Here is a 24,965-nt window from a genome sequence, read left to right as displayed (position 1 = left end):
GGCCGACACATGGACCCCCGTGAACGGGCTGACGCCGCGCTGGCGCGGGCTCGGGCGCGAGGCGCCTTCGTGGTGACACCGGAGAGCGCCGTTTCGCCCATGGACGCCGCGAGCACGTTGCAGATCCCGCGCACCGTCGTCGCCGCGAACGATGACCGCCACGACGACCCCGAGGCCACCCTGGTCGTCCCCAGCCCGCTGGTCCGGGCCCGGCCGACGGAGAACGTCCCCGCCATCGCCCAGGAGGCCGCGACCGACATGGTCGCCACTCCCCCCGGGATGCGCTCCCGTCAGCGCCGCATCGAGGACGCCGAGCGCCTCCGCCAGCAGCGCCGGCCCCGCCCAGCCCCGGCTCCGGAAGCCCACACCGAGGAGCTGGACGGCCTCATCCCCACCACCAAGCAGCCCCCCAGCACCCCCTCCACCCTCTCCCAGCGCCTGGAGGGCTAGGGCACACCCGGGGCGGCCGGTTGTCGGTGGGCGGCGGTAGCGTTCCCGGCCATGGCACGCGCACCCCGGCTCACGCTCGGCGAGCTGCCGCCGGCGGCGAGGGTGATCGCGTCGGCGGTGACCGACGCGGTCGCGTCCGCGCAGGCAGGCGACGCGGTCGCGTTCGACGACGCCTGCGGCCGCCTCCTGCTCGCCGACCCCGAGCACGTGCGGGTCATCCTCGGCGACGCCGTTCGGCTGTTGCTGGAGGAGGTGCTCCCGGACGGCGTGGACGGCGACGACCTCCGCGAGATCATCGGCCGCTGCGGCCGGTCGGCGGCGCCGTGGTTCCCCGGTATCGACCCCGGCGTGCTGGTCGTCGTCCTCAGCGGCGCGCTCGGGATCCATCCGGACACCCCGCCGGACGCCGGCAGCGGGGACACGTGGCCGCCGGAGCCGGACGACCCCTGGAACGCGGTCCCGCCGCGCCCGTCGGCGGCCGCGGTCAACCAGCACGCCGTCGTCCTGCTCGCCGACCTGGTGTCGGCGCGTGGCCGCCCGTTGCGCGGCTACCTGGAGGCCGCGTTCACCGAGCTGGCGCGGCGGGAGACCGTCGAGCAGCCCTGACCGGCCCCGCGGGTCAGGACGGCGGGCAGCCCAGCTTCGGCACCAGCGCCTCAGCCAGGCGTTTCACCCCCTGCAGGGCGTCCGTGCCGTCCTTCGGGCTGTCGAGGTCGACCTCGAGCACCCGGTCGCCGCAGGCCCACCGGGCGTGCGGGGCGCCCTGGTCCCCGCCGGCGTAGAGCGCGCGGCCGTACCCGCTCGCGCCGGCCGTCAGGTCCGGGCCCCGCTGCTCCCGCAGCCAGGTGGTGACCTCGGCGACGCGGTCGGCGCTCGTCTGGGTCACGAACACCGTGATCCCGGCGCCGCCCTCGGTCGTTGCCCAGCGGCAGCGGTAGAGGATGCCGCCGTCGCTCTGCGACCTGGCGGGCAGCGAGCCGCCCTCCGGGTCGTCCGCGTCGGGCTCGTACCCCTCGCCCGAGGCCGAGAGGTTTCCGGCGACGGCGGCGACGACATCGGCGGGAAGCGCCGGGCATGCCGCCGTGCCCGTGCCCTCGTAGCCCGTCTCGCCGCAGCCCGCCAGCGACACGGTCGCGACGAGGACGGCGACGGCGCGGATGGTGGTCAGCCGGGTCATCAGGTGCCCTAGGCGCGGGTCTCGAGTTTGAGGCGGGCGGTCAGCCCGGCGCGGACGGCCAGGCGGACGGGCGCCCAGAGCGGGCCGGGATGCCGGTCGGCGATGTAGCGGTAGGCGCTGTCGTGGTGGGCGGCGAGCATGGCGGCGGAGGAGCGGGCCGTCGAGTGGCCCTGGAGGTGGACGACCTCGGCCGACGGAACGTACACGTTCTGCCACCCCGCCTTCCCCAGGCGGTCGCCGAGGTCGACGTCCTCGAAGTACATGAAGTACCGCTGGTCGAAGCCGTTCACCGACTCGAAGGCGGCCCGGCGCATCAGCAGGCAGGAGCCGGAGAGCCAGCCGGCCTCCCGCTCCACGACCGTGGTGTCGGACTGCTTGTAGGCCCTGGTCCACGGGTTGCCGCGCCAGACCCGGCCGACGACCGCGTGTCCGATCCCCCGCCCGAGCGACGGGAGCAGCCGTGCCGACGGGTAGACCTCCCCGCTGACCTCCTTGATCAGCGGCCCGAACGCGCCGCCGCGGGGCCAGCGCCGCGCGGCCTCGAGCATAGTGTCCAGTGCCCCGTCGCCCCACTCGAGGTCGGGGTTGGCGACGACCACCCAGCCGTAGGAGGCGTCGAGCTCCGCGGCGCCGAGGTTCGCCGCCGTGCCGTAGCCCAGGTTGCCCCCGGTGCGCAGCAGCTCGACGTTCTCCCGTTCGGCGGCCGCCCGCTCGGGTGCGCCGTCGGTGGAGCCGTTGTCCGCGAGGATCACCCGCACCGGCCGCGAGGTGGCCTTGGCCAGGGTGTCCAGACAGCGGTCGAGCGTCTCGCCCGGCGAGTAGGTCACGATGATGACGGCTAGCTCAGAACCGTGTTCCTCGGGCACGGGCACATATTGTGCCCCTCAGCGCCCCCGCCGGTGCACCCGGTGCGCCCTCTCGTAGGCGGCGCGGTGCCCCTCGGCACTCGTCAGCCAGGAGAACTCCTTGGCCCGCCGCTGGGCCGCGGAGGCCAGGAAGGCACGCCGGGCCGGGTCGTCCAGCAGCTCGACCAGCGCCGCGGCGATGTCGCCCGCCCCGACGCCGCAGTAGGCGACGGCGTCCCCGCCGACCTCGGGCAGCGCGAGCCGGCGGGTGGTCAGGACGCAGGCGCCGCAGGCCATGGCCTCGAGCACCGGCAGGCCGAAGCCCTCGCCGAGCGAGGGGTAGGCGACCAGCTCTGCGCCGCCGAGGAAGCCGGCCAGCGTCTCGAACGGCAGGTAGCCCGCGCGGATGACCCGGAGCCGGTGTGGCACGTCGTCCAGCGCGCGCTCGACCTGGCGGTCCCACCCGGGCTGCCCGGCGAGCACGAGCGCGGGCGGGTCGGACCGCCCCCGGCAGGCCGCCGCGAACCCGCGGATCAGCGCCGGCACGTTCTTGCGCGGCTCGAGCGCGCCGAGGAACGCCACGTACGGGGTGTCCGGCGCGAGGCCGACCATCGAGCGGGCGACGTCGATCTCGTCCTGCGTGGGGAGGTGGAAGCGCTCGGCGTCGACGCCGTGCTGGATGACCTCCAGCCGGCGGGGATCGGCCCGGGCCACCCGGACCAGCTCGGTCGCCGTGGCCGCGCTCGGCACGACGCACAGCGAGGCGCGGACGAGCGCGGTGCGGGTCCAGGCCCGGAAGAAGCGGGCCTTGATCGAGTGGTGCAGCGCCGCGTCGGTGAAGAAGGTCGCATCGTGCAGCGTGACCACCGACGCGGCCGGGTTCGCTAGCGCGGTGGTGTAGTGCGGGGAGTGCAGCACGTCCACCCCCAGCCGCCGGACCAGGCGCGGCAGCGTGGTCTGCTCCCAGGTCAGCCGGGCGGTGCGGGTGGCGTTGGCCTCAGCGGTGGGCACGATCCGCGAGTTCGGCGCGAGCCGCCCGTACAGCTCGACGTCACGCGGCTGGCAGACGACGGTGATCGGCGCACCCTCCGAGTCCAGCGCGAAGACCAGCGAGTCCACGTACCGTCCGACCCCGCCGCGATCCGCCGGCACGGCGGTCGCGTCGATCAGCACGTGCGGTTCGGCCACGTGAGCAGCGTACGACTGCGGCCGGATCCGACGACCACGACCGGGTGAAAAGCCCACTACCTGACACTCGCCATGTCGAAGAACCGCGTGTGCAGCCGCCAGAGCTCGGCCGCGGCGTGGGCCCAGCTGAACGCCTGGGCCCGGGACCGCCCGGCGGCGACCCGGATCGCGGTGGAAGCCGGGTCGTCCACGACCGCCCGTAGCGCTCCGGCGAGCGCCCTGGCGTTGTCCGGCGGTACCGACACCCCGGCCCCGCCGGCGACCTCGACCAGGGCGGGCACGTCGCTGTGCACGACCGGAACGCCGACGGCCATGGCCTCCAGCACGGGTAAGCCGAAGCCCTCGGCCCGGCTCGGGGCGGCGAGCACCGAGGCCCGACGCAGGACGACGCCCAGGTCGGCGTCGGTGAGCTGACCCAGGACGTGCAGCCGGCCCTGGGCGAGCCCGTGCCGGTCGGCGAGCGCTGCCAGGTCCACCTGCCCCCACCCCTTCGGCCCGACCACGACCAGCGGCAGGTCGGGCGCGAACGGTTTGGCCATGGCCTCGATGAGCACGTCGAGCCCCTTGCGCGGCTCGACGGTGCCGACGGCGAGGACGTAGGCGGACGGCAGCCCGAGGCCCACGGCGGTGGCGTGCAGCTGGGCCGGCTCGACCGGCGCGAGCAGTGCGTCCGGCACGCCGTGCCCGATGACGGCGACGGTCGCCGGACCGGGCGCGTAGCGGTGCAGGTCCTCGGCGACGCAGGTGGTCGGCACGACGATGGCGTGGGCACGGGCGGCGGCGCGGCGGATGGCGCTCTGGTGCCAGGCGGCGCCGCGGCGGGTGAGGGTCTCGGGGTGGGTGAACGGCACCAGGTCGTGCACGGTGACGATGAGGCTGCGGCCGCGGCGGGGACCGGGCGGGGCGAGCGGGGTCGGGGCGTGCACTGCGTCGCCGCCGGGCCAGAGGTTCACCCCGCGCTCCCATAACGCGGTCAGGCCGCGTCTGGACAGCGGCAGCGCGCGGGGGCCGGCCACGCCGGGGATGACCGCCGGCGACAGGTCCTTGTGCGTGGCGGTCACGCCCGCCACCGTCCACCCGGTCGGCGTGCTGGCGGCCAGGGCGGCGGCCAGCTCGCGGGTGTAGCGCCCGGTCCCGCCGGGGACGGGCGCCAACAGCTGCTCGGTCAGCACGATGAGCTCTGGCACTGGCACAGGGTACGGTCGGGCGTCGTGACGGCGGGTAACGACACGGGGACCGGCGGCAGCACGACCCGGACCACGGTGGTCGTGGTGACCTGGCGCGGCCGGGAGCACCTCGGGGCGTGCCTGGACGCGCTGGCCGCGCAGACCCGCCCGCACCGGGTGCTCGTGGTGGACAACGCCTCCGACGACGGCAGCGCCGCGGTCCTTTCGGCCCACCCCTCCCGCCCCGCCGTACACCGCACCGCGCGCAACCTCGGCTACGCCGGTGCCCTGGCGCTGGCCCTGCCGCTGGTCGGCACCGAGTTCACGGCCTGGCTCAACGACGACGCCGCGCCGGGGCCGAACTGGCTGGCCGAGCTCGAGGCGGCACTGGACGCCACCCCCGGGGCGGCCGCGGCGAGCCCCCGGCTGGAGGCGCCGTCCGGGCGGACCCAGTCGGTCGGCCTGGTGCTGACCCCGGACGGGCACGGGGCGGACGCCACCTCCGGCCCGGTGTTCGGCTTCTGCGGCGGGGCGCCGCTGCTGCGCACTGCGGCGCTGGTCCAGGCGGGTGGCGTACCCGGCCGGTTCTTCTGCTACTACGAGGACACCGACACCTCCTGGCGGCTGCGGCTGCACGGGTGGTCGGTGCTCTCGGTGCCCGCTGCCCGGGTGCGGCACCTGCACGGCGCGACCACCCGGCCCGGCTCGGCCCTGTTCCACCGCTGGAACGAGCGCAACCGGCTGTTCATGCTGCTGCGCTGCGCGCCGGCGGCCGTCGCGGCCCGTGAGCTGGCGCGCTTCGCCGCGGTCACGGCCCTGCTCCCGGCCCGTCGGCTGGCCGGCCGGGCAGTGCCCGACGCGGCCAACTTCCGCGTGCGCCTGCGGTTGCGGGTGCTCGGCGAGGTGCTCGCGCGGCTGGTGCCGCTGCTGCGGGAGCGGCGGGCGATCGGCCGGGCGGCGACCCTGTCGCGCACCGAGGTGTGGGGTTCGGTGAACCCGACCGGTTAACCAGCCGTCACGTGTTGTTATAGGGCAGGCTTACGACACCACCCCGACGCGAGGAGCGCGAGTGCCCGATTCGGCGCGACGCCCGGCCGTCTCGGTGATCGTGGTGAACTACCGCGGCGCCGAGGACACCATCACCTGTCTGCGCGCCCTGCGCGAACAGCTCGCCTACCCCGCCGAGCTGGTGCAGCTCATCTGCGTCGACAACGACTCCGGGGACGGCAGCGCCGAGCGCATCGAACGGGAGCCGGGTGTCCACGTCGTGCGTGCGGGGGCCAACCTGGGCTTCGCCGGCGGGTGCAACCTGGGCGCGCGGCATGCCACCGGAACCGTCCTCGCCTTCCTCAACAACGACGCGCGACCCCACCCGGACTGGGTCGACGCGGCGGTCGAGGTGCTGCGTACCGAGCCGACGGTCGGCGCGGTGGCCAGCAAGGTGCTCGACTGGGACGGTGAGCTCGTCGACTTCGTCGACGCCGGACTGACCTGGTTCGGCATGGGCTACAAGCGCCACGCCGGTCGCCGCCTCGACGAGCTGTCGGCCGGCACGCACGACACCCCGCGGGACGTCCTGTTCGCGACCGGGTCGGCCATGTTCGTCCGGGCGGGCCTTTTCCGCGAGCTGGGCGGGTTCGACGAGCGGTTCTTCATGTTCTACGAGGACGTCGACCTCGGCTGGCGGATGAACCTGCGCGGCTGGCGGGTCCGTTACGTGCCCACCTCGCTGACCTTCCACCGCCACCACGCCTCGATGTCCAAGGTGGACACGCCGGACAACGCTCGCGAGTTGTTCCTGCTGGAGCGGAACGCCTTGGCCGCGCTGTACAAGAACCTCTCGGACGCCACCCTGGCCAGGGTGCTGCCCGCGGCGCTGGCGCTGGCCGTGCGTCGGGCCACCGCGCGCGGCGAGCTCGACCCGACCCAGCTGGAGATCGGCCGTCCGGACACCGGCGGGTCCACTGTGGAGATCCCGAGGACGACGCTGGCTGGCGTGCTGGCGATCGACCAGTTCGTCGAGCTGCTGCCGGAGCTGGCGCGGAGCCGCGAGGTCGAGCAGGCGGCCAGGGTGCGCTCGGACACCGACCTGCTCCCGTTGATGCGCAACGCCATGGAGCCCGCCTACCCACTGCCGCGCTACCTGGCCGCGCACGACGTGCTGGTCGAGGTGTTCGGGCTGGAGGAGGCCTTCGGCGCGCGCCGGCGGATCCTGGTGATCACCGGGGACGCCGTCTCCGACCAGATGGCCGGCCCCGCCATCCGCGCCTGGAACATGGCCGACGTGCTGGCCGCCGAGCACGACGTGCGGCTGGTCACGGTCAACCCGCGCTGCGACCCGCCCGAGGCGCCGTTCGCGGTGCACCGGTCCGGCCCGCGCGACCTCGGCCGCCACGTGGCCTGGGCCGACGTCGTCGTGCTGCAGGGCCACGTTCTGGAGCTGGTGCCGAGCCTCAAGAAGGAGGACTCCACCAAGATCCTGGTCTGCGACATGTACGACCCCATGCACCTGGAGCTGCTGGAGCAGGGCAAGGACTCCACCGACGAGCAGCGCGCGCTGGACCTGGCCGGGGTCACCAGGGTGCTCAACACCCAGCTCGAGCGGGGTGACTTCTTCCTGTGCGCCTCGGAGCGGCAGCGGCACTTCTGGCTGGGACACCTCACCGCGCTTGGCCGGCTCACCCCCTCGCTCTACGACAACGACCCGACCGTGCGCTCGCTGCTCGCGGTGGCGCCGTTCGGGCTGCCCGGCAAGCCGCCCCAGCAGTCCGCCTCGCCGATCAGAGGACGGCTCGGGGACATCGCACCGAGCGACAAGGTCGTGCTCTGGGCGGGCGGGGTGTACAGCTGGTTCGACCCGCTGACGCTGCTGCACGCGGTGGACCGGGTGCGCGGGCGGCACGAGGACATCCGCCTGGTGTTCCTGGGCATGCGCCACCCCAACCCCGAGGTCCCGTCGATGGACATCGGCACCCGCACCCGCCTGCTCTCCCGCCGGCTCGGCCTGACCGACCGGCACGTGTTCTTCAACGAGACCTGGGTGCCCTACACCGAGCGGCAGAACTGGCTGCTGGACGCGGACTGCGGGGTGACCACGCACTACGAGCACGTGGAGACGACGTTCGCCTTCCGCACCCGGGTGCTGGACTACCTCTGGGCGGGGCTGCCGATCGTCACCACCGACGGCGACGCGTTCGCCGACCTGGTGCGCACCGAGCGGCTCGGCGTCGTGGTGCCGGCCGAGGACCCGAACGCCCTGGCCGAGGCGCTGGAGCGGGCGCTCTACGACGAGGACTTCGCGCAGGCGGCCCGCGAGCGGATCGCCGTCGTCCGCGAGCGCTTCACCTGGGAGACCGTGCTCGCGCCGCTGGTCTCCTTCTGCCGCAACCCCGTTCCCGCGGCGGACCGCCTGCCCGGCACCGAGCCGCTGGTGGCCAACCGCCCGCTGCGGATGGGCGAGGTCATCCGTCGGGACATCGACCTCGTGCGGTCCTACCTGGACGCGGGCGGCCCGGCGGAGCTGACCAGACGCGCGGCCGGACGGGTGCGGCGGCTCGCGGCGAGCCGCTGGGCCGGCGGCAGGAAGGGTCGGGAGGATGGCTGAGGGGGGCCCGATACGGGTGCTGCTGGACGGCACCCCGCTGCTCGGCAACCGGACCGGTGTCGGCCGCTACACCGCGGCGCTCGCCGAGGAGCTCGCCTCGATGTCCGAGGTGGACACCCGAGCGGTGGCGTTCACCCTGCGCGGCTGGCGAAAGCTGCGCAAGGTGCTGCCGCACGGCTCACGGGCCCGGGGCATGCCGGTCTCCGCGCGGCTGCTGCGCCGATGCTGGCTGCGCGCGCCGTTCCCGCCGGTGGAGCTGTTCGCCGGGTTCGCCGACGTGGTGCACGGCACGAACTTCGTGCTGCCGGCGGCGATGCGTGCGGCCGGCGTGCTCACCATCCACGACCTGGCCTTCCTGGACGCTCCCGAGGAGCTGCCGCCCAGCGACGAGACCCTGCCGCAGCTGGTCGCCCGCTCGGCCGAGCGGGCGGCGGTGGTGCTCACCCCGACCAGGGCCGTCGCCGACGTGGTCGCCGACCGCCTCTCGATCGAGCCGGACAAGATCCGGGTGACCCCGCTGGGCGTCGATCCGGCCTGGTTCACCGCCCGCCCGCCGAGCGAGGGGCTGCGCCGCCGGGTCGGCCTGCCCGCGCGGTACCTGCTGTTCGTCGGGGCTGCCGGCCCGCGCAAGTCGCTGTCCTGGCTGCTCAAGGCGCACGAGGTGACCCCGGACCTGCCCCCGCTGGTGCTTGCCGGGCCAGGCCACCACCAGCACGACGAGCGGGTCCGGTCGGTCGGCTACCTGTCCGACGTGGACCTTCGCTCGGTGGTGGCCGGCGCGGCGGCCCTGGTGCTGCCGTCCCGGGACGAGGGGTTCGGCCTGCCGGTGCTCGAGGCACTGGCCTGCGACGTGCCGGTGGTCTGCTCCGACGTGCCGGCACTGCGCGAGGTGTCCGGCGGGCATGCCGCCCTGGTCCCGCACGGCGACGTGGACGCCCTGGGCAGCGCGCTCACCGCGGCGCTGGCCGAGCCGCCGGCATCGGCCACACTGGTCACCCGCCGCGCCCACGCGGCCGGGTTCACCTGGCGCAACACCGCGGAGTTGACCGTGGACGCCTACCGCGAGGCCATCGCCCGGCGCGGCTGACGCTCAGGGCGTGAAGGCGTCCCGGCTCTCGGCGAAGGCGGCGGTGAGCGCCTCCCGCCAGTGCCGCAGCGGGGTGAGACCGCTGGCGCGCCAGGCCTCGTCGGAGAGCACCGAGTAGGCGGGGCGCGGGGCCGGCCGGGGGAACTCGTCGGACTTGCAGGGGCGGACCCTGGCCGGGTCCAGACCGAGCTCGGCGAACACGGCACCGGCGAACTCGTACCAGGTGGTCTCGCCCGCCCCGGTCGCGTGCAGGACCTTCGCCGCGGGCGGCTCGTCGCTGGTCACGCGTTCGGCCAGCTCGAGCAGGCCGGCGGCCAGGTCGCCGGTCCAGGTGGGGGAACCGCGCTGGTCGTCGACGACCGACACGGTCTCGTGCTTGGCCGACAGCCGCGTCATGGTCTTGACGAAGTTGTGGCCGTACGCACCGTAGACCCAGCCGGTCCGCACGACCCAGGCCCGGGCGCCCGAGCCGAGCACGGCCTCCTCGCCGGCGGCCTTGGTCGTGCCGTAGACGCTGCGCGGCGAGGGGCGGTCGTCCTCGCGGTAGGGCCGGTCCCCGTCGCCGGGGAAGACGTAGTCGGTGGACACGTGCACCAGCGGCACGCCGTGGGCCGAGCAGGCGGCGGCGAGCAGCCGCGGCCCGTCGGCGTTGACCGCGAACGCTCTCGTCTCGTCGGTCTCGGCGGCGTCGACGGCGGTGTAGGCGGCCGCGTTGACCACCACGGGTCGCAGCTCACCGGCGCCCTCGACCAGGGACTTCACCGCCTCGATGACGGCACCCGCGTTGGTGACGTCGAGCTCGGCCGAGCCGGGGGCACGCACCTGGCACCGCTCGGGGGCACGGGCGACCAGCTCGCGCCCCAGCTGGCCGGTACCGCCGGGAACCAGCAGAGCGAGCGTCACGTCAGTTCCCCGGCAGCTTGACGCGGTCCTTGAGCTGCTCCCACCAGGCCCGGTTGTCCCGGTACCAGGCGACGGTGCTCGCCAGGCCCTCCTCGAACGACATCAGCGGCTGGTAGCCCAGCTCGGTGGAGATCTTGGTGATGTCGACGGAGTAGCGCCGGTCGTGGGCCTTGCGGTCGGACACCCGCTCCACCATCGACTCGTCCGCGCCGCAGGCCTCGAGCAGACGGTGGGTGAGCTCCAGGTTGGTCAGCTCGGTGCCGCCGCCGATGTTGTAGATCTCGCCGGGGCGGCCGGCGTCGGCGACGAGCTGGATGCCCCAGCAGTGGTCGTCGACGTGCAGCCAGTCGCGGACGTTCAGGCCGTCGCCGTAGAGCGGCACCTTCTTGCCGTCCAACAGGTTCGTGACGAACAGCGGGATGACCTTCTCCGGGAACTGGTGCGGCCCGTAGTTGTTCGAGCACCGGGTGATGCACACCGGCAGGCCGTGGGTCCTGAAGAACGACCTGGCCAGCAGGTCCGAGGACGCCTTCGACGCGGAGTAGGGCGAGTTCGGCTCCAGCGGATGGGTCTCCGGCCACGAGCCGCTCTCGATCGAGCCGTACACCTCGTCGGTGGACACGTGCACGAACTTGCCGACCTCGGCCTCCACCGCCGCCTGCAGCAGCGTCTGGGTGCCCACGACGTTGGTCATCACGAAGTCGGCCGCACCCAGGATCGAGCGGTCCACGTGGGACTCGGCGGCGAAGTGCACGACCAGGTCGGTGCCCGGCATCAGCTCGGCGACCAGGGCACGGTCGCAGATGTCGCCCCGCACGAAGCGGAGCCTGGGGTTGTCCCGTACCGACTCGAGGTTGGCCTCGCTACCGGCGTAGGTGAGCTTGTCCAGGACGACGATCTCCGCGTCGGCCAGCGTTGCGTACGCGCCACCCAGCACCTTCCGGACGTAATGCGATCCGATGAAACCGGCGCCACCAGTGACCAACACCCGCATAGAAGCCCCACCAATTCTTTACTCGGAAGTAAACCGGTAACGGTCAGTATTGCGTCGCGAAAGGGATCAACCCGCCCGCACCGTCGCTCACGTGTGGGTATCGTACTGGTCAAGGTCGGTGGGGGGACGGGGAGGAGCGTGCGTGGACGAACGTACGCAGGTACTGCCTGGCCGGAGGCGGCCGTTACGGGGCTGGCGCAGGGTTGGCACCTACACCGGACGAGCCGTCTCCGCCCTGGTGTCGGTGGCCGTCGTGGGCGCCATGGGTTACGGATGGTGGGCGGTCGGTGACGTCAACGAGGGGACCGTCACCACCGACGTGATCGCCAAGGACGTCGAGGACCAGCGCGTCCCGCTCGACGGAGCGGTCGACATGCTGCTGGTCGGCATCGACAGCCGGACCGACGCCTACGGCAACCCGCTGCCCGACGAGGTCATGGAGATGTTGCACGCCGGTGTCAACGAGGGCGAGCGCAACACCGACACGATGATCCTCGTCCACATCCCGGTGGACGGCACCCGCGCCGTGGCGATCTCCTTCCCCCGCGACTCCTGGGTCGAGCTGGCCGGCGGCTTCGGCAACCACCGGCTGAACTCCGCGTTCGCCTACGCCTACAACGACGCCAGGGAGCGGCTCGCGAACACCGCGCCGAACATGGACGAGCTGGACAAGCAGGCGACGATCGTGGGCCGCAAGAACCTGATCGCCACCGTGCAGGCCCTGATCGGCAGCGCGGTCACCATCGACCGGTATGCCGAGGTCAACCTGGCCAGCTTCTACGAGGTCACCAAGGCCATCGGGGGCGTCGAGGTGTGCCTGCGGGCCCCGGCGCAGGAACCGAAGTCCGGCGCGAACTTCAAGAAGGGTCGCCAGACGATCTCCGGCGCGCAGGCGCTCGCGTTCGTCCGGCAGCGCCACGGGCTACCCAACGGGGACCTGGACCGGATCGTGCGCCAGCAGGCGTTCCTCGGCGCGCTGGCCAACAAGGTGCTCTCCGCGGACATGCTGACCAGCCCGACGAAGGTGCGCCAGCTGGTCAGCGCCGTGCAGAAGTCGGTCGTGCTGTCCAACGGCTGGGAGCTGTCCACGTTCGCCGCGCAGATGTCGGGGCTGTCCAGCGGTGGCATCGACTTCTACACGATCCCCACGCTCGGCCAGGCGAAAATCGGCGGCGCTGACGTGATCGAGGTGGACCCCGCCCAGGTGGCGCGGTTCGTGCGGTCGCTGGCAACCGACGAGCAGGGGTCGAGCGGCTCGTCGTCGCCGGCCACGCCGTCGGAGACGGGTTCCCCGGTGCCCGGGGAGACCGAGACGAACCGGCCGGAGTCGACCGAGCCCAAGCCGGCCGAGGAGGCGGACAGGCCGTCGCCGGGCCTGGTGACCGTGGACATCCGCAACGGCTCGAACACCAGTGGTCTGGCCGCCTCGGTGCGTGACGACCTGGCCGCGAAGGGGTTCAGCCCGGGCGAGATCGGCGACGCGTCGGTCCAGTCGTCGTCGGTGATCCGGTTCGCACCGGGTGAGCAGAGCCTCGCCCAGTACGTCGCCGACGAGCTGGCCGGCGAGTTCGTGCTGGAGGAGGACGCGAGCCAGCCGGCGAACCGGCTGCGGATCGTGCTCGGCACCGACTACCCGAGCCAGACCGCGGGCCTGGCCGGCGACCGGCTCGTCGCCCTGGGCCAGCCGTCCGGTTCCCCCACTGGTTCGGCGCCCCCGTCCTCGGCGCAGCGACCTCCGCCACAGCTGAACGCAGGGGGCGTGAACTGCGTTAACTAGCTACTGTGGACCCTGGCAAGGGGAGGTGCCGGGGTGGCTGAGGACACACGGGAGCAGACGGAGGACCCGTCCGCCGAGTCCGTGGCACCGGCGTCCACGCCGCGCCCTCCAGTGCCGCTGTTCGTGCTTGCCGCCCGGGTGTTGATCGGGTTGCTCTCGATCGTGGCGCTGGCCGCGATGACGATCGTCTGGCTGCGGGTGGCCCGGCTGGAGGACAGCAAGAACACCACCGACGCGGTGGTGCGCGCCCAGGACAGCGGCGCGTCGGTCGCGCCCGCGCCCACCGACGACGGAGCGAACGACATCCTGGTCGTCGGCAACGACAGCCGCACGGACATGCAGGGCAACCCGCTGTCCGCCGAGATGCTGCGCGAGCTGCACACCGAGGCCACCGAGACCATGAACACCGACACGCTGATCCTGCTGCGCATCCCGCACGGCGGCGGCAAGGGGTCGGCAGTCTCGATACCGCGGGACACGTCGGTGATGGTGCCCCCGCTCGGCCGGGCGGAGAAGATCAACGGTGCGATGGGCATCACCAAGGCGCTGACCGCGCAGCGCCTGGTCGACGCGGGCGAGTCCGACCGGGCGAAGATCGAGCGCGAGTCCGGCGACGCGGGACGCGCCGCGCTGATCCAGGCGGTTCAGCTGCTGACCGGGGTGCGGGTCGACCACTACACCGAGGTGAGCCTGTACGGGTTCTACCTGCTTACCGAGGCTATCGACGGGGTCGACGTGTGCCTGAACGAGGCGACGAGCGACCCGGATTCGGGGGCGTCGTTCGCGCGGGGCCCGCAGACCGTGCGGGGCGGGGACGCGGTGGCGTTCGTGCGGCAGCGGAAGAACCTGCCGCGGGGGGACCTGGACCGGATCGTGCGGCAGCAGACGTTCCTGTCCTCGGCGATGAGCAAGGTGCTGTCGGGTGATCTGTTGACGAACACCGGGAAGCTGAACGCGCTGGAGGAGGCGGTGTCCAAGAGCGTGGTGATGGACGAGGGGCTGCACTTCCTCCAGCTGGTGAGCCAGGCACAGGCGTTGGCGTCGGGGCAGGTGCAGTTCGTGACGATTCCGGTTCGGTCGGTCGGGGAACGCAACGACCGTGGTCAGAGCATCATCACGGTGGACGTGCCGGAGGTCCGCCGCTTCGTCGCCGGCCTGGTGGCGGCCACGCCGCCGCCGTCCACGTCCCCGGTGTCGACACCGTCGTCGCGTTTCTCCGCGGCGGGCGTGCTCGACCTCACGGCGGCGGCGCCCGCCGTCCCCTGCGTCGACTAGGACCGTTCACTGGTTGACTAGTCATTCACTGAATGCCTGTTCGAGGAATGTCTGTTCGAGGAGTGTTCGCGCGTTGAGCCTGACCGAGACCCTGTTGCGCCCGTACCGCGGCTCCCCGGCCCGCCCCCTGGTCACCCACTACGACGACGCGGCCGGGAGCCGCGTGGAGCTGTCGGTGGCGACGCTGGTCAACTGGGCGGCCAAGACCGCGAACTGGCTGGTCGAGGAGCGCGACGTCGAGCCGGGCGACCCGGTGGCGGTGCTGCTGCCCGCCCACTGGCAGACGGCCGGGGTGCTGCTCGGCGCGTGGTGGTGCGGCGCCCACGTCGTGGGCTCGCCCGCCGGAGCGTCGGTGACCTTCGTGCCCCCCGAGGTTCCCGATCTTCCCCCCGGCAGCGAGGCCGCCGTGGTCTCCCTGGACCCCATGGGCCGCGACCTGGGCGGCGCTGTGGCGTCCGGAACGCTGGACTTCATCGCCGACGCCCGCCTACAGGGCGACGACTTTTTCCCGTTGGCGCCCGTTCCCCCCGACACCCCCTGCCTTGCCGGCGCGACGGTGGAGGAGGTGCTGACCCAGGCGGCCACCCAGGCGAAGGGGTTGGACCTGACCACCGATTCCCGCGTTCTGTCGACACAGAAATGGACGATCCCCGAGGGCGTCCTGACGGGACTGGTTACGGTGCTCTCCGCCGGAGCGTCCCTCGTTCAGGTGACGAACCCGGCGCCAGATCGCCTTTCCCGACACAAAGAAACCGAACGCACCACAGTGGAGTTGTAGCCGTACCTCTTCGAGTGAAGTCGCCCAACGCCTGACACTCCGTGGCCGGCGAGAGCGACACGCCCACCATGACGAAGCCCGTACGCTTCCCCACCGTCCCGCCCGTCAAGCCCCACAACGGCGTCGGCACGACGGCGCTGGTCCTGGGCCTGGTCGGCGCGGCGGTGGGGCTGATCCCCCTGCTGGGCGTGGCCGCGATCGTGCTGGGTGCCCTGGCTCTCGTGTTCGGCCTGCTCGGCTGGTCCCGCTCGCAGAAACAGCTGGCGACGAACAAGGGCATGGCCGTCACCGGCACAGTTCTGGGAGCGATAGCCCTGACCCTGGGACTCTGGAACCTGGCGACGACGACGAAAACACCTCCCGACCTCGATCGCCAGCTGACCCACGTCCCGTCGTCACCGTCAACCACCTGACCCGAGAACGCCGACCGTTTCGGATTCGAGGCGTATTCGGTTTTGTCCGAGGCCACCCCATGAATGACGACGAGCGCTCGTGTGCCCGTTCTTCGAGAGCTTCGATCAGACCGAGTTGAAACAGCCGGACGTGAAGCCTGAACTCGCCCACGACAATTCCCGAGTTCAGCTGCCTGCACCTCCCCGGCTCCCTCGCACAGGCCATCTCGAGCGCCGGATCGCTGGGGTCAAGGGTGGCGAAGCCATCGCGTCAGCGACGCCCGAAGGGCGCCCTTGAAGCCAGCGGGCCGGTGTTCGATGCTTGGAGCCGACGATCCCGCGACGCGGGAGGTTCTATCGAGCCGACGGCGCAGTCAAATCCTGCCGCACTTCGGCGAGTTGCCGATCGGCAAGATCACGCCATGGACGATCCGCGATTGGCTCGGCGAGATTCAGGACCAGTCCGCCAACTACAAGGTCCTGTTCAGCGTCGTGACCGGCGTTCTGGATTCGGCCGTGGACGACAAGTTGATCCGCGACAACCCGTGCAAGGCGAAGACCATCCGGCGGCCGACCAGCCCTGCGGTTGAAGTCAAGGACATCTGGCCGGAGGCGAGGGGCAAGGCGGTGTGGGAGGGTATTGAAGGCCGGTGGCGAATCGCTGTCGTTATCGGCGCCGGCCTGCGGCCAGGCGAGATCCTGGGCCTGTCCCCGGATGATGTGGACGAGAAGTCCATGCTGCTGCACGTCCGACGCCAGCTCTGGACAGTGGAACGGACCATGTCTTCGCGCTTCCGAAGGGCAACAAGACGCAGACCGTGCCGCTCTCACCGGGCGTTCTGTCGGAGATGCACGAGCATCTGAACGCCTATCCCGCGACGTCCGTCACGCTGCCCTGTCGGAAGCCGACCGGCGACCCCGACGACGGTTCGTCTCGTTGCGACCGGGGAGGCCGGCCGGCTTTACTCCGGCGACCTGTTCACCAAAACTGTCTGGAGGCCGCGTTCCGTTCCGCCGGGATCGCCCGCGCGAAGCAGGTGGACGGGATGCACGCGCTTCGACACTTCTACGCCTCGACGCTGCTAGCCCAGGGCGTGTCGATCAAGGAACTCGCGACCTACCTCTGCCGCGCGGACCCTGGGTTCCCGCTCCGCGTCTACACCCACCTGGTGCCGTCGAGGCACGAGCGCGCCCGGCTAGCCGTGGACACAGTGTTCGCACAGAACACGTAAAGTGGTCCACATTCTCGGCCTAGGAGCTCGGCTATCAGGGAGTGCAGAGTGAGGGAAAGAGCGCGCAAGCGTGAGGACGGCACCACTGACGACAACCGACGTAGTGATCTCCTCAGTTCAACGGCACCCGTCGCAACGTCGCCTACCTCTAGCACGACCGATGGCCCTCGTCGTTTTACTGAGAAGATAGTCAAAGACTACACGCAAGTACACGCTGAGATTCAGCTACTCGAACAAGACGTTGACCAAATTACCTTTTTCTCTGAAGTATTCGGTGTAAATGTCAAAATTCCGCAGAACTATACACCACGGGCGGACGTCGACGACGCATTAGTCTCTGCAATAAATCGTCGGAAGCATGTCATAATTCACGGGAGCAGCAAGCAAGGTAAGACCTGTTTAAGAAAGAAGCATCTGGGGGACGATAAAGGACACGTCTCGCTCATCTGCGCATCCAATTGGTCGCTCGCAGACCTACATCTTCAGATCCTAAAGGCAGCCGGGTACCGCCAAGTTCGACAGGAGATCGTTACTTCGAACAAGAACATGAAGGCTGGCGGAAGAATTGCAGGTAAAGTCCAAATATTTTCTTCACTAGAAGTAAACGCTGAAGCGTCAACGGAGGCAGGCAGATTTCATCAAGTCGAACGTACGATGGAACCCTTTACGCTTGACCCCACAGACGCCAACGACGTGATCGCCGCGCTTCGTGATGCTAAATTTGAAAAGATAGTTATACTCGAGGATTTTCACTACCTGCAACCCACTACGCAACGAGACTTCTCAGTGGCTTTAAAGGCTTATCACGATTCCGAACAAGTCCAGGTCGTAATCGTTGGAGTATGGCTTGACCGCGATCGATTGATTCGATTCAACGGAGACCTTAGCGGGCGTATCGAATCTATAAACGTGGACAACTGGACTAAATACAACTTAGAAGAGGTCATAAAGACCGGCGCGGAGATAATCGGGGTCGATTTCGACCGTCAATTCTGTGACGAATTGATCCGCGAATCTCGAGGTAACGTTTGGATTGTTCAAGAGATCTGCTACGCGGTCTGCCAACGATCCGGCATAATGAGCGACCAGAGCAGCAACCGTCGAGTCCTTGGAGAAGGATTCGACGTACGCTCGGCAATATCGGACATCGTCGAGCCGATGAGTTCCCGCTTTGAACGAATGATCGCACTCATGTCTGAAAATGGCCGGTCGCAGGCGGATGTGAACAGATGGATCATTGCTGCGGTACTTGTGAGTGACGTCGATCAACTCGCAATGGGAATCCCTCGATCTGACCTTCGAGCCTTTATCGACAGAAATCGTTCCGAACCGCCGGTCGATGAGGGTCCTCTAACGAGAGCGTTAAATTCTCTTGCACAACGTCAGTCCAAATACGACGTGAGGCCAATCGTCTTGGACTACGATCGAGGTAGTGGTCGCATTAACGTCGTCGACCGCTCATTCCTGATATGGCTGGGCTTTAAACAACAAGACATGAGGTCAATTCTCGAGGAAGCGCAACTTCCTGCGGCATTCATAAAAGAGGCCCAGGCCCGCGCGCGGGAGACCGGACGCCACAGCCGGCCTAGCTCGTAGGCGTACCGACGCTGTGTGGATCCGGCGTTCGGACGGCCTAGAGGCGGCCTGATCATGGAGCTGACCGCATCTCCAGCCGCATGATCGAGATTGCCAAACTAACCCTTGAGCAGGGCCCTCGCCATGACCATGCGTTGAATCTGGTTGGTGCCCTCGTAGATCTGGGTGATTTTGGCGTCACGCATCATGCGTTCTACCGGGAAGTCCTTGGTGTAGCCGGCGCCGCCGAATAGTTGGACGGCGTCGGTGGTTACTTCCATGGCTATGTCGGAGGCGTAGGTCTTGGCGGCGGAGGCGATGAAGCCCGCACGCTTGTCGCCGCGTTCTGAGGCGGCGGCTGAGGTGTAGACGAGGTGTCGCGCCGCTTCGATTTTCATGCCCATGTCGGCGAGCATGAACTGGACGCCCTGGAAGTCGGCAATGCGTTGGCCGAACTGCTTGCGGTCCTTCACGTACGCCAGGCTGGCGTCCAGGGCGCCTTGGGCGATGCCCACCGCCTGGGCACCGATGGTGGGGCGGGTGTGGTCCAGGGTCCGCAGCGCCGTCTTGAGGCCGGTGCCGGGAGCGCCGATGATGCGCTCGGCCGGGATCACGCAGTTCTCCAAGTAGATCTCGCAGGTGGGAGAGCCCTTGATGCCCAGCTTGCGTTCCTTCGGGCCAACCGTGAAGCCCGGGTCGTCCTTGTGGACCGCGAACGCCGAGATGCCGTTGGCCTTCTTCTCCGCGTTCGGGTCGGTCACCGCCATCACGGTGTACCAGGTCGACTCGCCGGCGTTGGTGATCCACGCCTTCGTGCCGTTCAGCACCCAGGTGTCGCCGTCGCGCAGCGCCCTGGTGCGCATCGACGCCGTGTCCGAGCCCGCCTCGCGCTCGGAGAGGGCGTAGGAGGCCGAGGCCTCCCCCGACGCGATCGACGGGAGGACGAGCTTCTTCACCTCTTCCGAGCCGGACAGCAGGATCGGCTGCGTGCCCAGCTTGTTCACGGCCGGGATGAGGGACGCCGACGCGTCCACGCGGGCGACCTCCTCGATCACGATGCACGCGGCGACCGCGTCGGCGCCCTGGCCGTCGTACTCCTCGGGCACGTGGACGGCGTTGAAGCCCGACCGCGCCAGGGCGTCGCGGGCCTCGACCGGGTACCGCTCCTGCTCGTCGACCTCGGCGGCGTGCGGGGCGATCTCCTTCTCCGCGAGCGCGCGCACCGCCTCGCGCAGTGCCTCGTGCTCCTCGCTCAGCTGGTAAAGCCCCACCACCGCGACACCTCCCGGTTCGCCCCTCGCGTCCACCCCTGATGTTAGCGGCCGTTCACCTCGGCGTCCGCCTCCCGGGGCGAGCTCACATCCAGCGATGCCCGCAGCGCCGCGTCCTTGTCCAGCACCAGCTGTTCGAGGTCGGCGTGGAAGCGCTCGAGGCGTGCGCGCAGGGCGTCGTCGGAGGCAGCGAGCATGCGGACCGCGAGCAGCCCGGCGTTGCGCGCCCCGCCGACCGACACCGTGGCCACCGGGATCCCCGCCGGCATCTGCACGATCGACAGCAGCGAGTCCATGCCGTCCAGGTACTTCAGCGGCACCGGGACGCCGATCACCGGGAGCGTGGTGGCCGACGCCACCATGCCGGGCAGGTGCGCAGCTCCGCCCGCGCCGGCCACGATCGCTCGAAGCCCTCGGGCCGCCGCGCCCCGCGCGTAGTCGAGCATCCGCTGCGGGGTCCGGTGCGCGGACACCACGCTCACCTCGTGCGGCACCCCGAACTCGGTGAGCGCCTCGGCCGCGGCACCCATCACCGGCCAGTCCGAGTCGCTCCCCATGATCACGCCGACCAGCGGTGTCATGTCCGCTCTCCCCCGTGGATGTCGTACCCGTCCTGCCAGACCCCGTGCGAGAGCCAGTGCGCGGCGAGCCTCGCCCGCTCCCGCACGTCGCTCATCCGCTGGCCGAGCAGGGTCACGTGGCCGATCTTCCGGCCAGGTCGCTCCTGCTTGCCGTAGTAGTGCACGTGCGCGTCCCGGTACCGGGCAAGCAGGTGGTGCAGCCGCTCGTCCGGACTCATCGCCGGCTGCTGCGGCGCACCGAGCACGTTGGCCATCACCACCGCCGGCGCGAGCGGGTCGGTCGCGCCGAGCGGGTAGTCGAGAACCGCGCGCAGGTGCTGCTCGAACTGCGAGGTCTGCGCCCCCTCGATCGTCCAGTGCCCCGAGTTGTGCGGCCGCATCGCCAGCTCGTTCACCACCAGCCCGGCCTCGGTGTCGAACAGCTCGACGGCGAGCACGCCGACCACGTCCAGCTCGGCGGCGATGGTGAGCGCCAGCTCCTGGGCATCCCTCGCCTCGTCCTCCCCCAGGTCGGGTGCCGGGGCGAGCACCTCGACGCAGATCCCGTTGGACTGGACCGTCTCCACCACCGGCCAGCACCCGCCCTGCCCGAACGGCGACCGCGCGACGACCGCCGCCAGCTCCCGGCGCATCACCACGCGCTGCTCGACCAGCAGCGGCGTGCCCCACTCCAGCAGCCGCGGCACCAGCTCACGGGCCGACTCCCCGCCGTTGAGGAGCCAGACGCCCCGCCCGTCGTAGCCGCCGCGGGCGGCCTTCAACACGCAGGGCCAGCCGTGCTCGTCGCCGAACTTGAGCACGTCCGCGACCTCCCGCACGGCGGCGAACCGCGGCACGGGCATCCCCAGCTCCTCGAGCCGGTGTCGCATCACGAGCTTGTCCTGGGCGTGCAGCAGCGCCTCGGGGCCCGGTCGGACCGCGAAGCCCTGCTCGACCAGCGCACGCAGGTGCTCGGTCGGCACGTGCTCGTGGTCGAAGGTGAGCACGTCACAGCCGCTGGCGAACGCGCTGAGCGCGTCGAGGTCGGTATGCGAGCCGAGCCGCACGTTGGGGGTGACGAGTGCGGCCGACTCGTCCGCCGACGTCGCCAGCACGTGCAGCGACTGGCCGAGCGCGATCGCCGCCTGCTGGGTCATCCTGGCGAGCTGGCCGCCGCCAACCATGCCGACGATCGGCAAGCCGGTGCGTGTGTCCACGGTGGGCAACCTATCCCGTGCCGCGTCGGGCTCTGGCGAGCACCAGGACACCGGCCACCAGCGGAACGAGCAGGTAGGAGCTGCCGAGCAGGAACTCGGGCGGCGTCCATTCCAGCTCGGGCTTCTCCCCGGCCGGTCGGTTCGGGTCCGAGCTCCGCATGATCAGCAGCACACAGCTCGCGTACACCGCCACGATCGCGCCGACTCCGGCCAGCGCCCGGACCCGTGCCGCACCGGATGGCAATGGTTCTGGTAGCCGTGATGACAACAGGACTAGTAATGGTATGACCCACACGTAATGGTGTGACCAGGTCACCGGGCTGAGCAGCAACCCGAAGAACGCCGTGACCAGCAGCGCCTGCACCGGCTGACCCCGCAGGTGAAACCGCCGAACCAGGATGACCGCCGGCACCGCGAGCAGTGCCCCCACTCCTATCGCGGCGGCGAGCGACCAGGGGGCGAGATCGGTCAGCCGCAGGATCAGGGCGTGCAACGACTGGTTGCCGGCCCAGAACGTGGGGCCGGTGCGCTCGGGATCGGTGACCGCGACGCTCCAGAAACGGGCGAAGTCGTGCGGGATGATCGCGAAGATCAGCGCCTGCAGCAGCACGAACGTGACCACGGCCCGCACCGCGTCCGCCCGGCGGCCGACCAGCCACAGGTGCGGTACGAACACCAGCGGGGTCAGCTTGACCGCGGCCGCGACGCCCACCAGTACCCCGCCCACCCGGCGGACCTGCCCGAGCACGAGGACGTCCACGACGACCAGCGCCATCAGGACCAGGTTGATCTGGCCGAGGAAGAGTGTGCGCCAGACCGGCTCGATGGCCAGGGCCAGCACGGTGACCACGACCGTCGTGCTGGCCGGGGTCATCCACGTCGGGCGCTCGGGGAGGTGGTGCAGCACGATCCGCACCACCAGGGCGAGGGCGAGTACGGAGATCGCGGCCAGCAGCCCCCAGGAGACCTGGGTGGGGAACAGCGCGAGCGGGACGAACAGCAGCGCGCCCGTGGGTGGGTAGGTGAACGGCAACCTGGCCCAGGGCGGTTCCGCGCTGAGGAAGTCCTTGTCGTAGAGGGGTTCGCCGGTGAGCAGCGCGACGGCACCGGACCGGTAGACGGCGCTGTCGACGCCGAGCCGCCAGTCGATGAGCCAGCTCACGACCCCGGCGAGGAAGAGCCCGACCGGCACGGCGGCGAGCGCCAACGCGACGGCTGGCCGCCCGCCGAGCCGACGGACGGCCTCGACGAGCCAGCGCGCACCGCCGGTACCCGGTCCTGCCGCGGGGGATTCCCGCACGAGCTCACTCACGGTCGCAAGGAAACCACGCCGGGCCGGGGCAGCCGCCGCCCGCCCTTTCCGTTCGCGGCAGTTGTCCACAACTCGCGGAGTTGTCCACAGAAATATCTTCCGAGCCGGCGGTCAGGCCCGGCCGATCCGTTGCAGCAGGTCGCGGGCCTCGCTCTCGCAGTCCGGCAGGCGCTCCTTGCGCAGGTGGGGGCGGCTACCCGACTCCATCTGCTGGTCGGCGGAAAGTCGGCGGGTGATCAACCAACCCGCGTTCAGCGCACGGTCGGCGAACATCGGCTCGCGCTGGGCGAGCACGACGGCCACCGACGGGCCCAGGATCGCGATGCTCTCGCCGCCGTCGAACACCTCCCGCAACGCGTCGGCGACCAGGACCATCGCCATCAGCCGGGTCCAGCCGGCCATCTCGGTCAGGTCCAGGGTCACCACCAGCAGGGTGTGGGTGTCGGAGACCGGAACGTTGTCCCGCGCGGCCTGGCGATACACCTCACCCAGCCGGGTGCGCAGGTAGGCGTTGGTGACGAGGTTCGTGAGGTTCTCGGTGGTCTCCGCGTTGCGCAGCTCCCCGCAGGCGGCGTCCGCCCAGGCCAGCGCCGTGGCCCGGACCATGTGGGTGGGGGTGGCGTCCGGGTCGCTCGCGATGAGGCCGTCGCGGTCCTCGTGCACGAGGACCGCGTGCAGCGCGGCCAGGTCCGCGAGCGTTTCGTCGAGCCCGGCACCGGACTCGGCCCTGGCCCGGCCCAGGCCGGCGAGGGGCGCGGTCAGGTCGGTCCGACGGGCGGCCGAGAGGCAGACGTCGTCGACCTCCGGTAGCCCCCAGTCGCTGGGAAAACGCCAACCCGCCGCGATGCTCGCCGTGCGCCACCGACTTCGCAGCAGCCGGGCGGTGCCACCCGCGTCGCCGCGATACGAGCGCGATCCCGCCTCACGCACCGTCACTCTCGCTCCGTCCGGTCATCTGGTTGGGTCCCCGGCCGTCAAGGCATTCGAACTAGGAACGCGGCGGTTCGACTTCCGTGACGCGGTTCCACCGACAAGTTCGCGAATTAATTTCCACGCCGCCGATCAGGTGATGCGATGGTGCCTGATACGCGAGAGTCCGTCACACTTGGGCCGGGTGCGTGTCTGGGCTGGGGACCGGGGACTTCGACGGTGTCGAGTCCCGAGGTAGACACGGGTGAGCTGAGGAGGATCGTGGCCACAGTCCCGGCCGACTTCGAGGCGTCGAGCGATGCGGAGCTGATCACGGCGGTGCGCAGGGGCTCCCCGTCTGCGTATGGCTCGCTCTACCAGCGGCATGTCGGCGCCGCCTACAACCTCGCCCGCCAGCTCACCGGCTCCTCCGCCGAGGCGGACGATCTGGTGTCCGAGGCGTTCGCGAAGGTGTTGGACACCCTTCGCGGGGGCCGCGGGCCGGAGTCGGCCTTCCGCGCCTACCTGTTGACGGTCCTGCGCCACGCCGCCTACGACAAGGCGCGCCGGGACCGGAGGGTGGAGCTGTCCGACGACATCGAGAGCGTCAGCGGAACGGCCGCCGCACAGCCGTTCGCCGATCCCGCGCTCGAGGGCCTCGAGCGGTCGCTGGCGGCACAGGCGTTTGCCCGGCTGCCGGAGCGCTGGCAGGCCGTGCTGTGGCACACCGAGGTCGAGGGCCAGCCGGCGGCGGAGGTGGCTCCGCTGCTCGGCCTCACGCCGAACGGGGTGGCGGCGCTGGCGTACCGGGCGCGGGAGGGCCTGCGGCGGGCCTACCTGCAGGTTCATCTCGCGGAGACGACGGACAGCCGGTGCCGCGCGACGGCGGAGCGGTTGGGCGCGTGGACCCGGTCGGGCCTGGCCCGGCGGGAGCGAGCGCAGGTGGAGGCCCACCTGGACGAGTGTGCGCGCTGTCGGGCGCTGGCCGCTGAGCTGGCCGACGTCAACGGAGCGATGCGGGGGTTCGTGGCGCCGTTGGTGCTGGGTGCGGGGACCCTGGGGTACATCGCGGCTACCGGCGGGGCGGAAGGTGGTGTGGCCGCCGCTGCCACGGCCGCCGCCGCTGCGGGGGCGGCGGCGAGCGGGGCGGCGGGGAGCGCGGGCGGTGCCGGCGCGGGTTCTGGGACTTCGCTCGGCGGCGCCGGTGGGACCTTCGGTGGCGGGGGCACGGCGGCGGGCAGCGGTGCTGGTGG

At 70.8% G+C, this 24,965-nt stretch carries 24 protein-coding genes; 13 read left to right on the top strand and 11 right to left on the bottom strand.

Annotated features, from left to right (window positions below; genetic code table 11):
* The first annotated feature begins 9 nt into the window (after positions 1-9).
* Positions 10-450, top strand: a complete 441-nt coding sequence (locus BU204_RS34465; protein ID WP_075129999.1) for a hypothetical protein — start codon at positions 10-12, stop codon at positions 448-450.
* A 51-nt stretch (positions 451-501) separates the two neighbouring features.
* Positions 502-1,056 (top strand): hypothetical protein, encoded by a 555-nt coding sequence (locus tag BU204_RS34460; RefSeq protein WP_075129998.1) that lies wholly within the window; start codon positions 502-504, stop codon positions 1,054-1,056.
* Between the two features lie 13 nt (positions 1,057-1,069).
* Here BU204_RS34460 and BU204_RS34455 read toward each other — a convergent pair whose 3' ends face one another.
* The 4 genes from BU204_RS34455 to BU204_RS34440 form a co-directional block, all read right to left on the bottom strand.
* Positions 1,070-1,627, bottom strand: coding sequence for a hypothetical protein (locus BU204_RS34455; RefSeq protein ID WP_075129997.1), 558 nt, complete (start codon positions 1,625-1,627; stop codon positions 1,070-1,072).
* Positions 1,628-1,635: 8 nt separating this feature from the next.
* Positions 1,636-2,499, bottom strand: coding sequence for a glycosyltransferase family 2 protein (locus BU204_RS34450; protein ID WP_075129996.1), 864 nt, complete (start codon positions 2,497-2,499; stop codon positions 1,636-1,638).
* Between the two features lie 12 nt (positions 2,500-2,511).
* Positions 2,512-3,645, bottom strand: coding sequence for a glycosyltransferase family 4 protein (locus BU204_RS34445; protein WP_075130014.1), 1,134 nt, complete (start codon positions 3,643-3,645; stop codon positions 2,512-2,514).
* Positions 3,646-3,716: 71 nt separating this feature from the next.
* Entirely contained in the window at positions 3,717-4,847 is a 1,131-nt protein-coding gene (locus BU204_RS34440; protein ID WP_075129995.1) for a glycosyltransferase family 4 protein, read from the bottom strand.
* A 24-nt stretch (positions 4,848-4,871) separates the two neighbouring features.
* On the opposite strand from BU204_RS34440, the gene BU204_RS34435 reads away from it, so the two are divergent.
* The 3 genes from BU204_RS34435 (at position 4,872) to BU204_RS34425 (ending at position 9,517) form a co-directional block, all read left to right on the top strand.
* The gene (locus BU204_RS34435; RefSeq protein ID WP_075129994.1) at positions 4,872-5,834 is read left to right on the top strand and encodes a glycosyltransferase; all 963 of its coding nucleotides are present in this window, start codon (positions 4,872-4,874) and stop codon (positions 5,832-5,834) included.
* 61 nt (positions 5,835-5,895) lie between these two features.
* Positions 5,896-8,430 carry a glycosyltransferase gene (locus tag BU204_RS34430; RefSeq protein ID WP_075129993.1) on the top strand — a complete coding sequence of 845 codons (2,535 nt, stop codon included), beginning with the start codon at positions 5,896-5,898 and terminating at the stop codon, positions 8,428-8,430.
* Positions 8,423-9,517 carry a glycosyltransferase family 4 protein gene (locus BU204_RS34425; protein WP_198943091.1) on the top strand — a complete coding sequence of 365 codons (1,095 nt, stop codon included), beginning with the start codon at positions 8,423-8,425 and terminating at the stop codon, positions 9,515-9,517. Before BU204_RS34430 ends, BU204_RS34425 begins: the two co-directional genes overlap by 8 nt.
* A gap of 3 nt (positions 9,518-9,520) precedes the next feature.
* Here the strand turns inward: BU204_RS34425 and rfbD are convergent, their stop codons facing one another.
* On the bottom strand, positions 9,521-10,420 hold the full coding sequence (gene rfbD, locus BU204_RS34420) for a dTDP-4-dehydrorhamnose reductase (RefSeq protein ID WP_075129991.1): 900 nt from the start codon (positions 10,418-10,420) through the stop codon (positions 9,521-9,523).
* Position 10,421: 1 nt separating this feature from the next.
* The gene (gene rfbB, locus BU204_RS34415) at positions 10,422-11,414 is read right to left on the bottom strand and encodes a dTDP-glucose 4,6-dehydratase (protein WP_075129990.1); all 993 of its coding nucleotides are present in this window, start codon (positions 11,412-11,414) and stop codon (positions 10,422-10,424) included.
* Between the two features lie 142 nt (positions 11,415-11,556).
* On the opposite strand from rfbB, the gene BU204_RS34410 reads away from it, so the two are divergent.
* The 7 genes from BU204_RS34410 to BU204_RS39595 all read left to right on the top strand — a co-directional run bounded on the left by BU204_RS34410 (position 11,557) and on the right by BU204_RS39595 (position 18,464).
* Positions 11,557-13,191, top strand: coding sequence for an LCP family protein (locus BU204_RS34410; RefSeq protein WP_198943090.1), 1,635 nt, complete (start codon positions 11,557-11,559; stop codon positions 13,189-13,191).
* 33 nt (positions 13,192-13,224) lie between these two features.
* A complete protein-coding gene (locus BU204_RS34405) occupies positions 13,225-14,466 on the top strand; it encodes an LCP family protein (protein ID WP_233160949.1) in 1,242 nt (413 codons plus the stop codon).
* 73 nt (positions 14,467-14,539) lie between these two features.
* The gene (locus tag BU204_RS34400) at positions 14,540-15,244 is read left to right on the top strand and encodes a TIGR03089 family protein (protein ID WP_075129989.1); all 705 of its coding nucleotides are present in this window, start codon (positions 14,540-14,542) and stop codon (positions 15,242-15,244) included.
* 68 nt (positions 15,245-15,312) lie between these two features.
* Positions 15,313-15,657 (top strand): DUF4190 domain-containing protein, encoded by a 345-nt coding sequence (locus tag BU204_RS34395; protein WP_075130011.1) that lies wholly within the window; start codon positions 15,313-15,315, stop codon positions 15,655-15,657.
* 297 nt (positions 15,658-15,954) lie between these two features.
* Complete coding sequence (locus tag BU204_RS38660; RefSeq protein ID WP_083661887.1) at positions 15,955-16,500, top strand: tyrosine-type recombinase/integrase; 546 nt, start codon at positions 15,955-15,957, stop codon at positions 16,498-16,500.
* A 182-nt stretch (positions 16,501-16,682) separates the two neighbouring features.
* Positions 16,683-16,868, top strand: coding sequence for a site-specific integrase (locus tag BU204_RS40415; RefSeq protein ID WP_083661886.1), 186 nt, complete (start codon positions 16,683-16,685; stop codon positions 16,866-16,868).
* 48 nt (positions 16,869-16,916) lie between these two features.
* Positions 16,917-18,464, top strand: coding sequence for a hypothetical protein (locus BU204_RS39595; protein WP_143229957.1), 1,548 nt, complete (start codon positions 16,917-16,919; stop codon positions 18,462-18,464).
* Between the two features lie 98 nt (positions 18,465-18,562).
* On the opposite strand, the gene BU204_RS34385 is transcribed toward BU204_RS39595, so the two are convergent.
* From BU204_RS34385 to BU204_RS34365, 5 genes are all read right to left on the bottom strand, one after another.
* Positions 18,563-19,714, bottom strand: coding sequence for an acyl-CoA dehydrogenase family protein (locus tag BU204_RS34385; protein ID WP_198943092.1), 1,152 nt, complete (start codon positions 19,712-19,714; stop codon positions 18,563-18,565).
* A gap of 44 nt (positions 19,715-19,758) precedes the next feature.
* Entirely contained in the window at positions 19,759-20,295 is a 537-nt protein-coding gene (gene purE, locus BU204_RS34380) for a 5-(carboxyamino)imidazole ribonucleotide mutase (protein ID WP_075129988.1), read from the bottom strand.
* Positions 20,292-21,491: a 5-(carboxyamino)imidazole ribonucleotide synthase gene (locus tag BU204_RS34375; protein WP_075130009.1), complete on the bottom strand. Its 1,200-nt coding sequence runs from the start codon at positions 21,489-21,491 to the stop codon at positions 20,292-20,294. The genes purE and BU204_RS34375 overlap by 4 nt, the downstream gene beginning before the upstream one ends.
* Before the next feature lie 10 nt (positions 21,492-21,501).
* Positions 21,502-22,803, bottom strand: a complete 1,302-nt coding sequence (locus tag BU204_RS34370; protein WP_233160947.1) for a glycosyltransferase 87 family protein — start codon at positions 22,801-22,803, stop codon at positions 21,502-21,504.
* Positions 22,804-22,914: 111 nt separating this feature from the next.
* The gene (locus BU204_RS34365) at positions 22,915-23,739 is read right to left on the bottom strand and encodes a GGDEF domain-containing protein (protein WP_332888610.1); all 825 of its coding nucleotides are present in this window, start codon (positions 23,737-23,739) and stop codon (positions 22,915-22,917) included.
* 255 nt (positions 23,740-23,994) lie between these two features.
* On the opposite strand from BU204_RS34365, the gene BU204_RS34360 reads away from it, so the two are divergent.
* Positions 23,995-24,965 (top strand): sigma-70 family RNA polymerase sigma factor (locus BU204_RS34360; RefSeq protein WP_143229956.1); only part of this gene is annotated, 971 nt, incomplete at its 3' end.

Origin of the sequence: Actinophytocola xanthii, from assembly GCF_001921205.1 — a bacterium.
GTDB lineage: Bacteria > Actinomycetota > Actinomycetes > Mycobacteriales > Pseudonocardiaceae > Actinophytocola > Actinophytocola xanthii.
The sequence above is the reverse complement of the archived record's forward strand: the minus strand, read 5'-3'. Positions and strand labels throughout refer to the sequence as shown.

What these genes read in the sequence shown, in the direction of transcription:
- BU204_RS40415 (WP_083661886.1), top strand. Translation starts at nt 16,683, where the DNA reads ATGCACGCGCTTCGACACTTCTACGCCTCGACGCTGCTAGCCCAGGGC.
- BU204_RS34425 (WP_198943091.1), top strand. Translation starts at nt 8,423, where the DNA reads ATGGCTGAGGGGGGCCCGATACGGGTGCTGCTGGACGGCACCCCGCTG.
- BU204_RS34455 (WP_075129997.1), bottom strand. Translation starts at nt 1,627, where the DNA reads ATGACCCGGCTGACCACCATCCGCGCCGTCGCCGTCCTCGTCGCGACC.
- BU204_RS34465 (WP_075129999.1), top strand. Translation starts at nt 10, where the DNA reads ATGGACCCCCGTGAACGGGCTGACGCCGCGCTGGCGCGGGCTCGGGCG.
- BU204_RS38660 (WP_083661887.1), top strand. Translation starts at nt 15,955, where the DNA reads ATGCTTGGAGCCGACGATCCCGCGACGCGGGAGGTTCTATCGAGCCGA.
- BU204_RS34395 (WP_075130011.1), top strand. Translation starts at nt 15,313, where the DNA reads ATGACGAAGCCCGTACGCTTCCCCACCGTCCCGCCCGTCAAGCCCCAC.
- purE (WP_075129988.1), bottom strand. Translation starts at nt 20,295, where the DNA reads ATGACACCGCTGGTCGGCGTGATCATGGGGAGCGACTCGGACTGGCCG.
- rfbB (WP_075129990.1), bottom strand. Translation starts at nt 11,414, where the DNA reads ATGCGGGTGTTGGTCACTGGTGGCGCCGGTTTCATCGGATCGCATTAC.
- BU204_RS34460 (WP_075129998.1), top strand. Translation starts at nt 502, where the DNA reads ATGGCACGCGCACCCCGGCTCACGCTCGGCGAGCTGCCGCCGGCGGCG.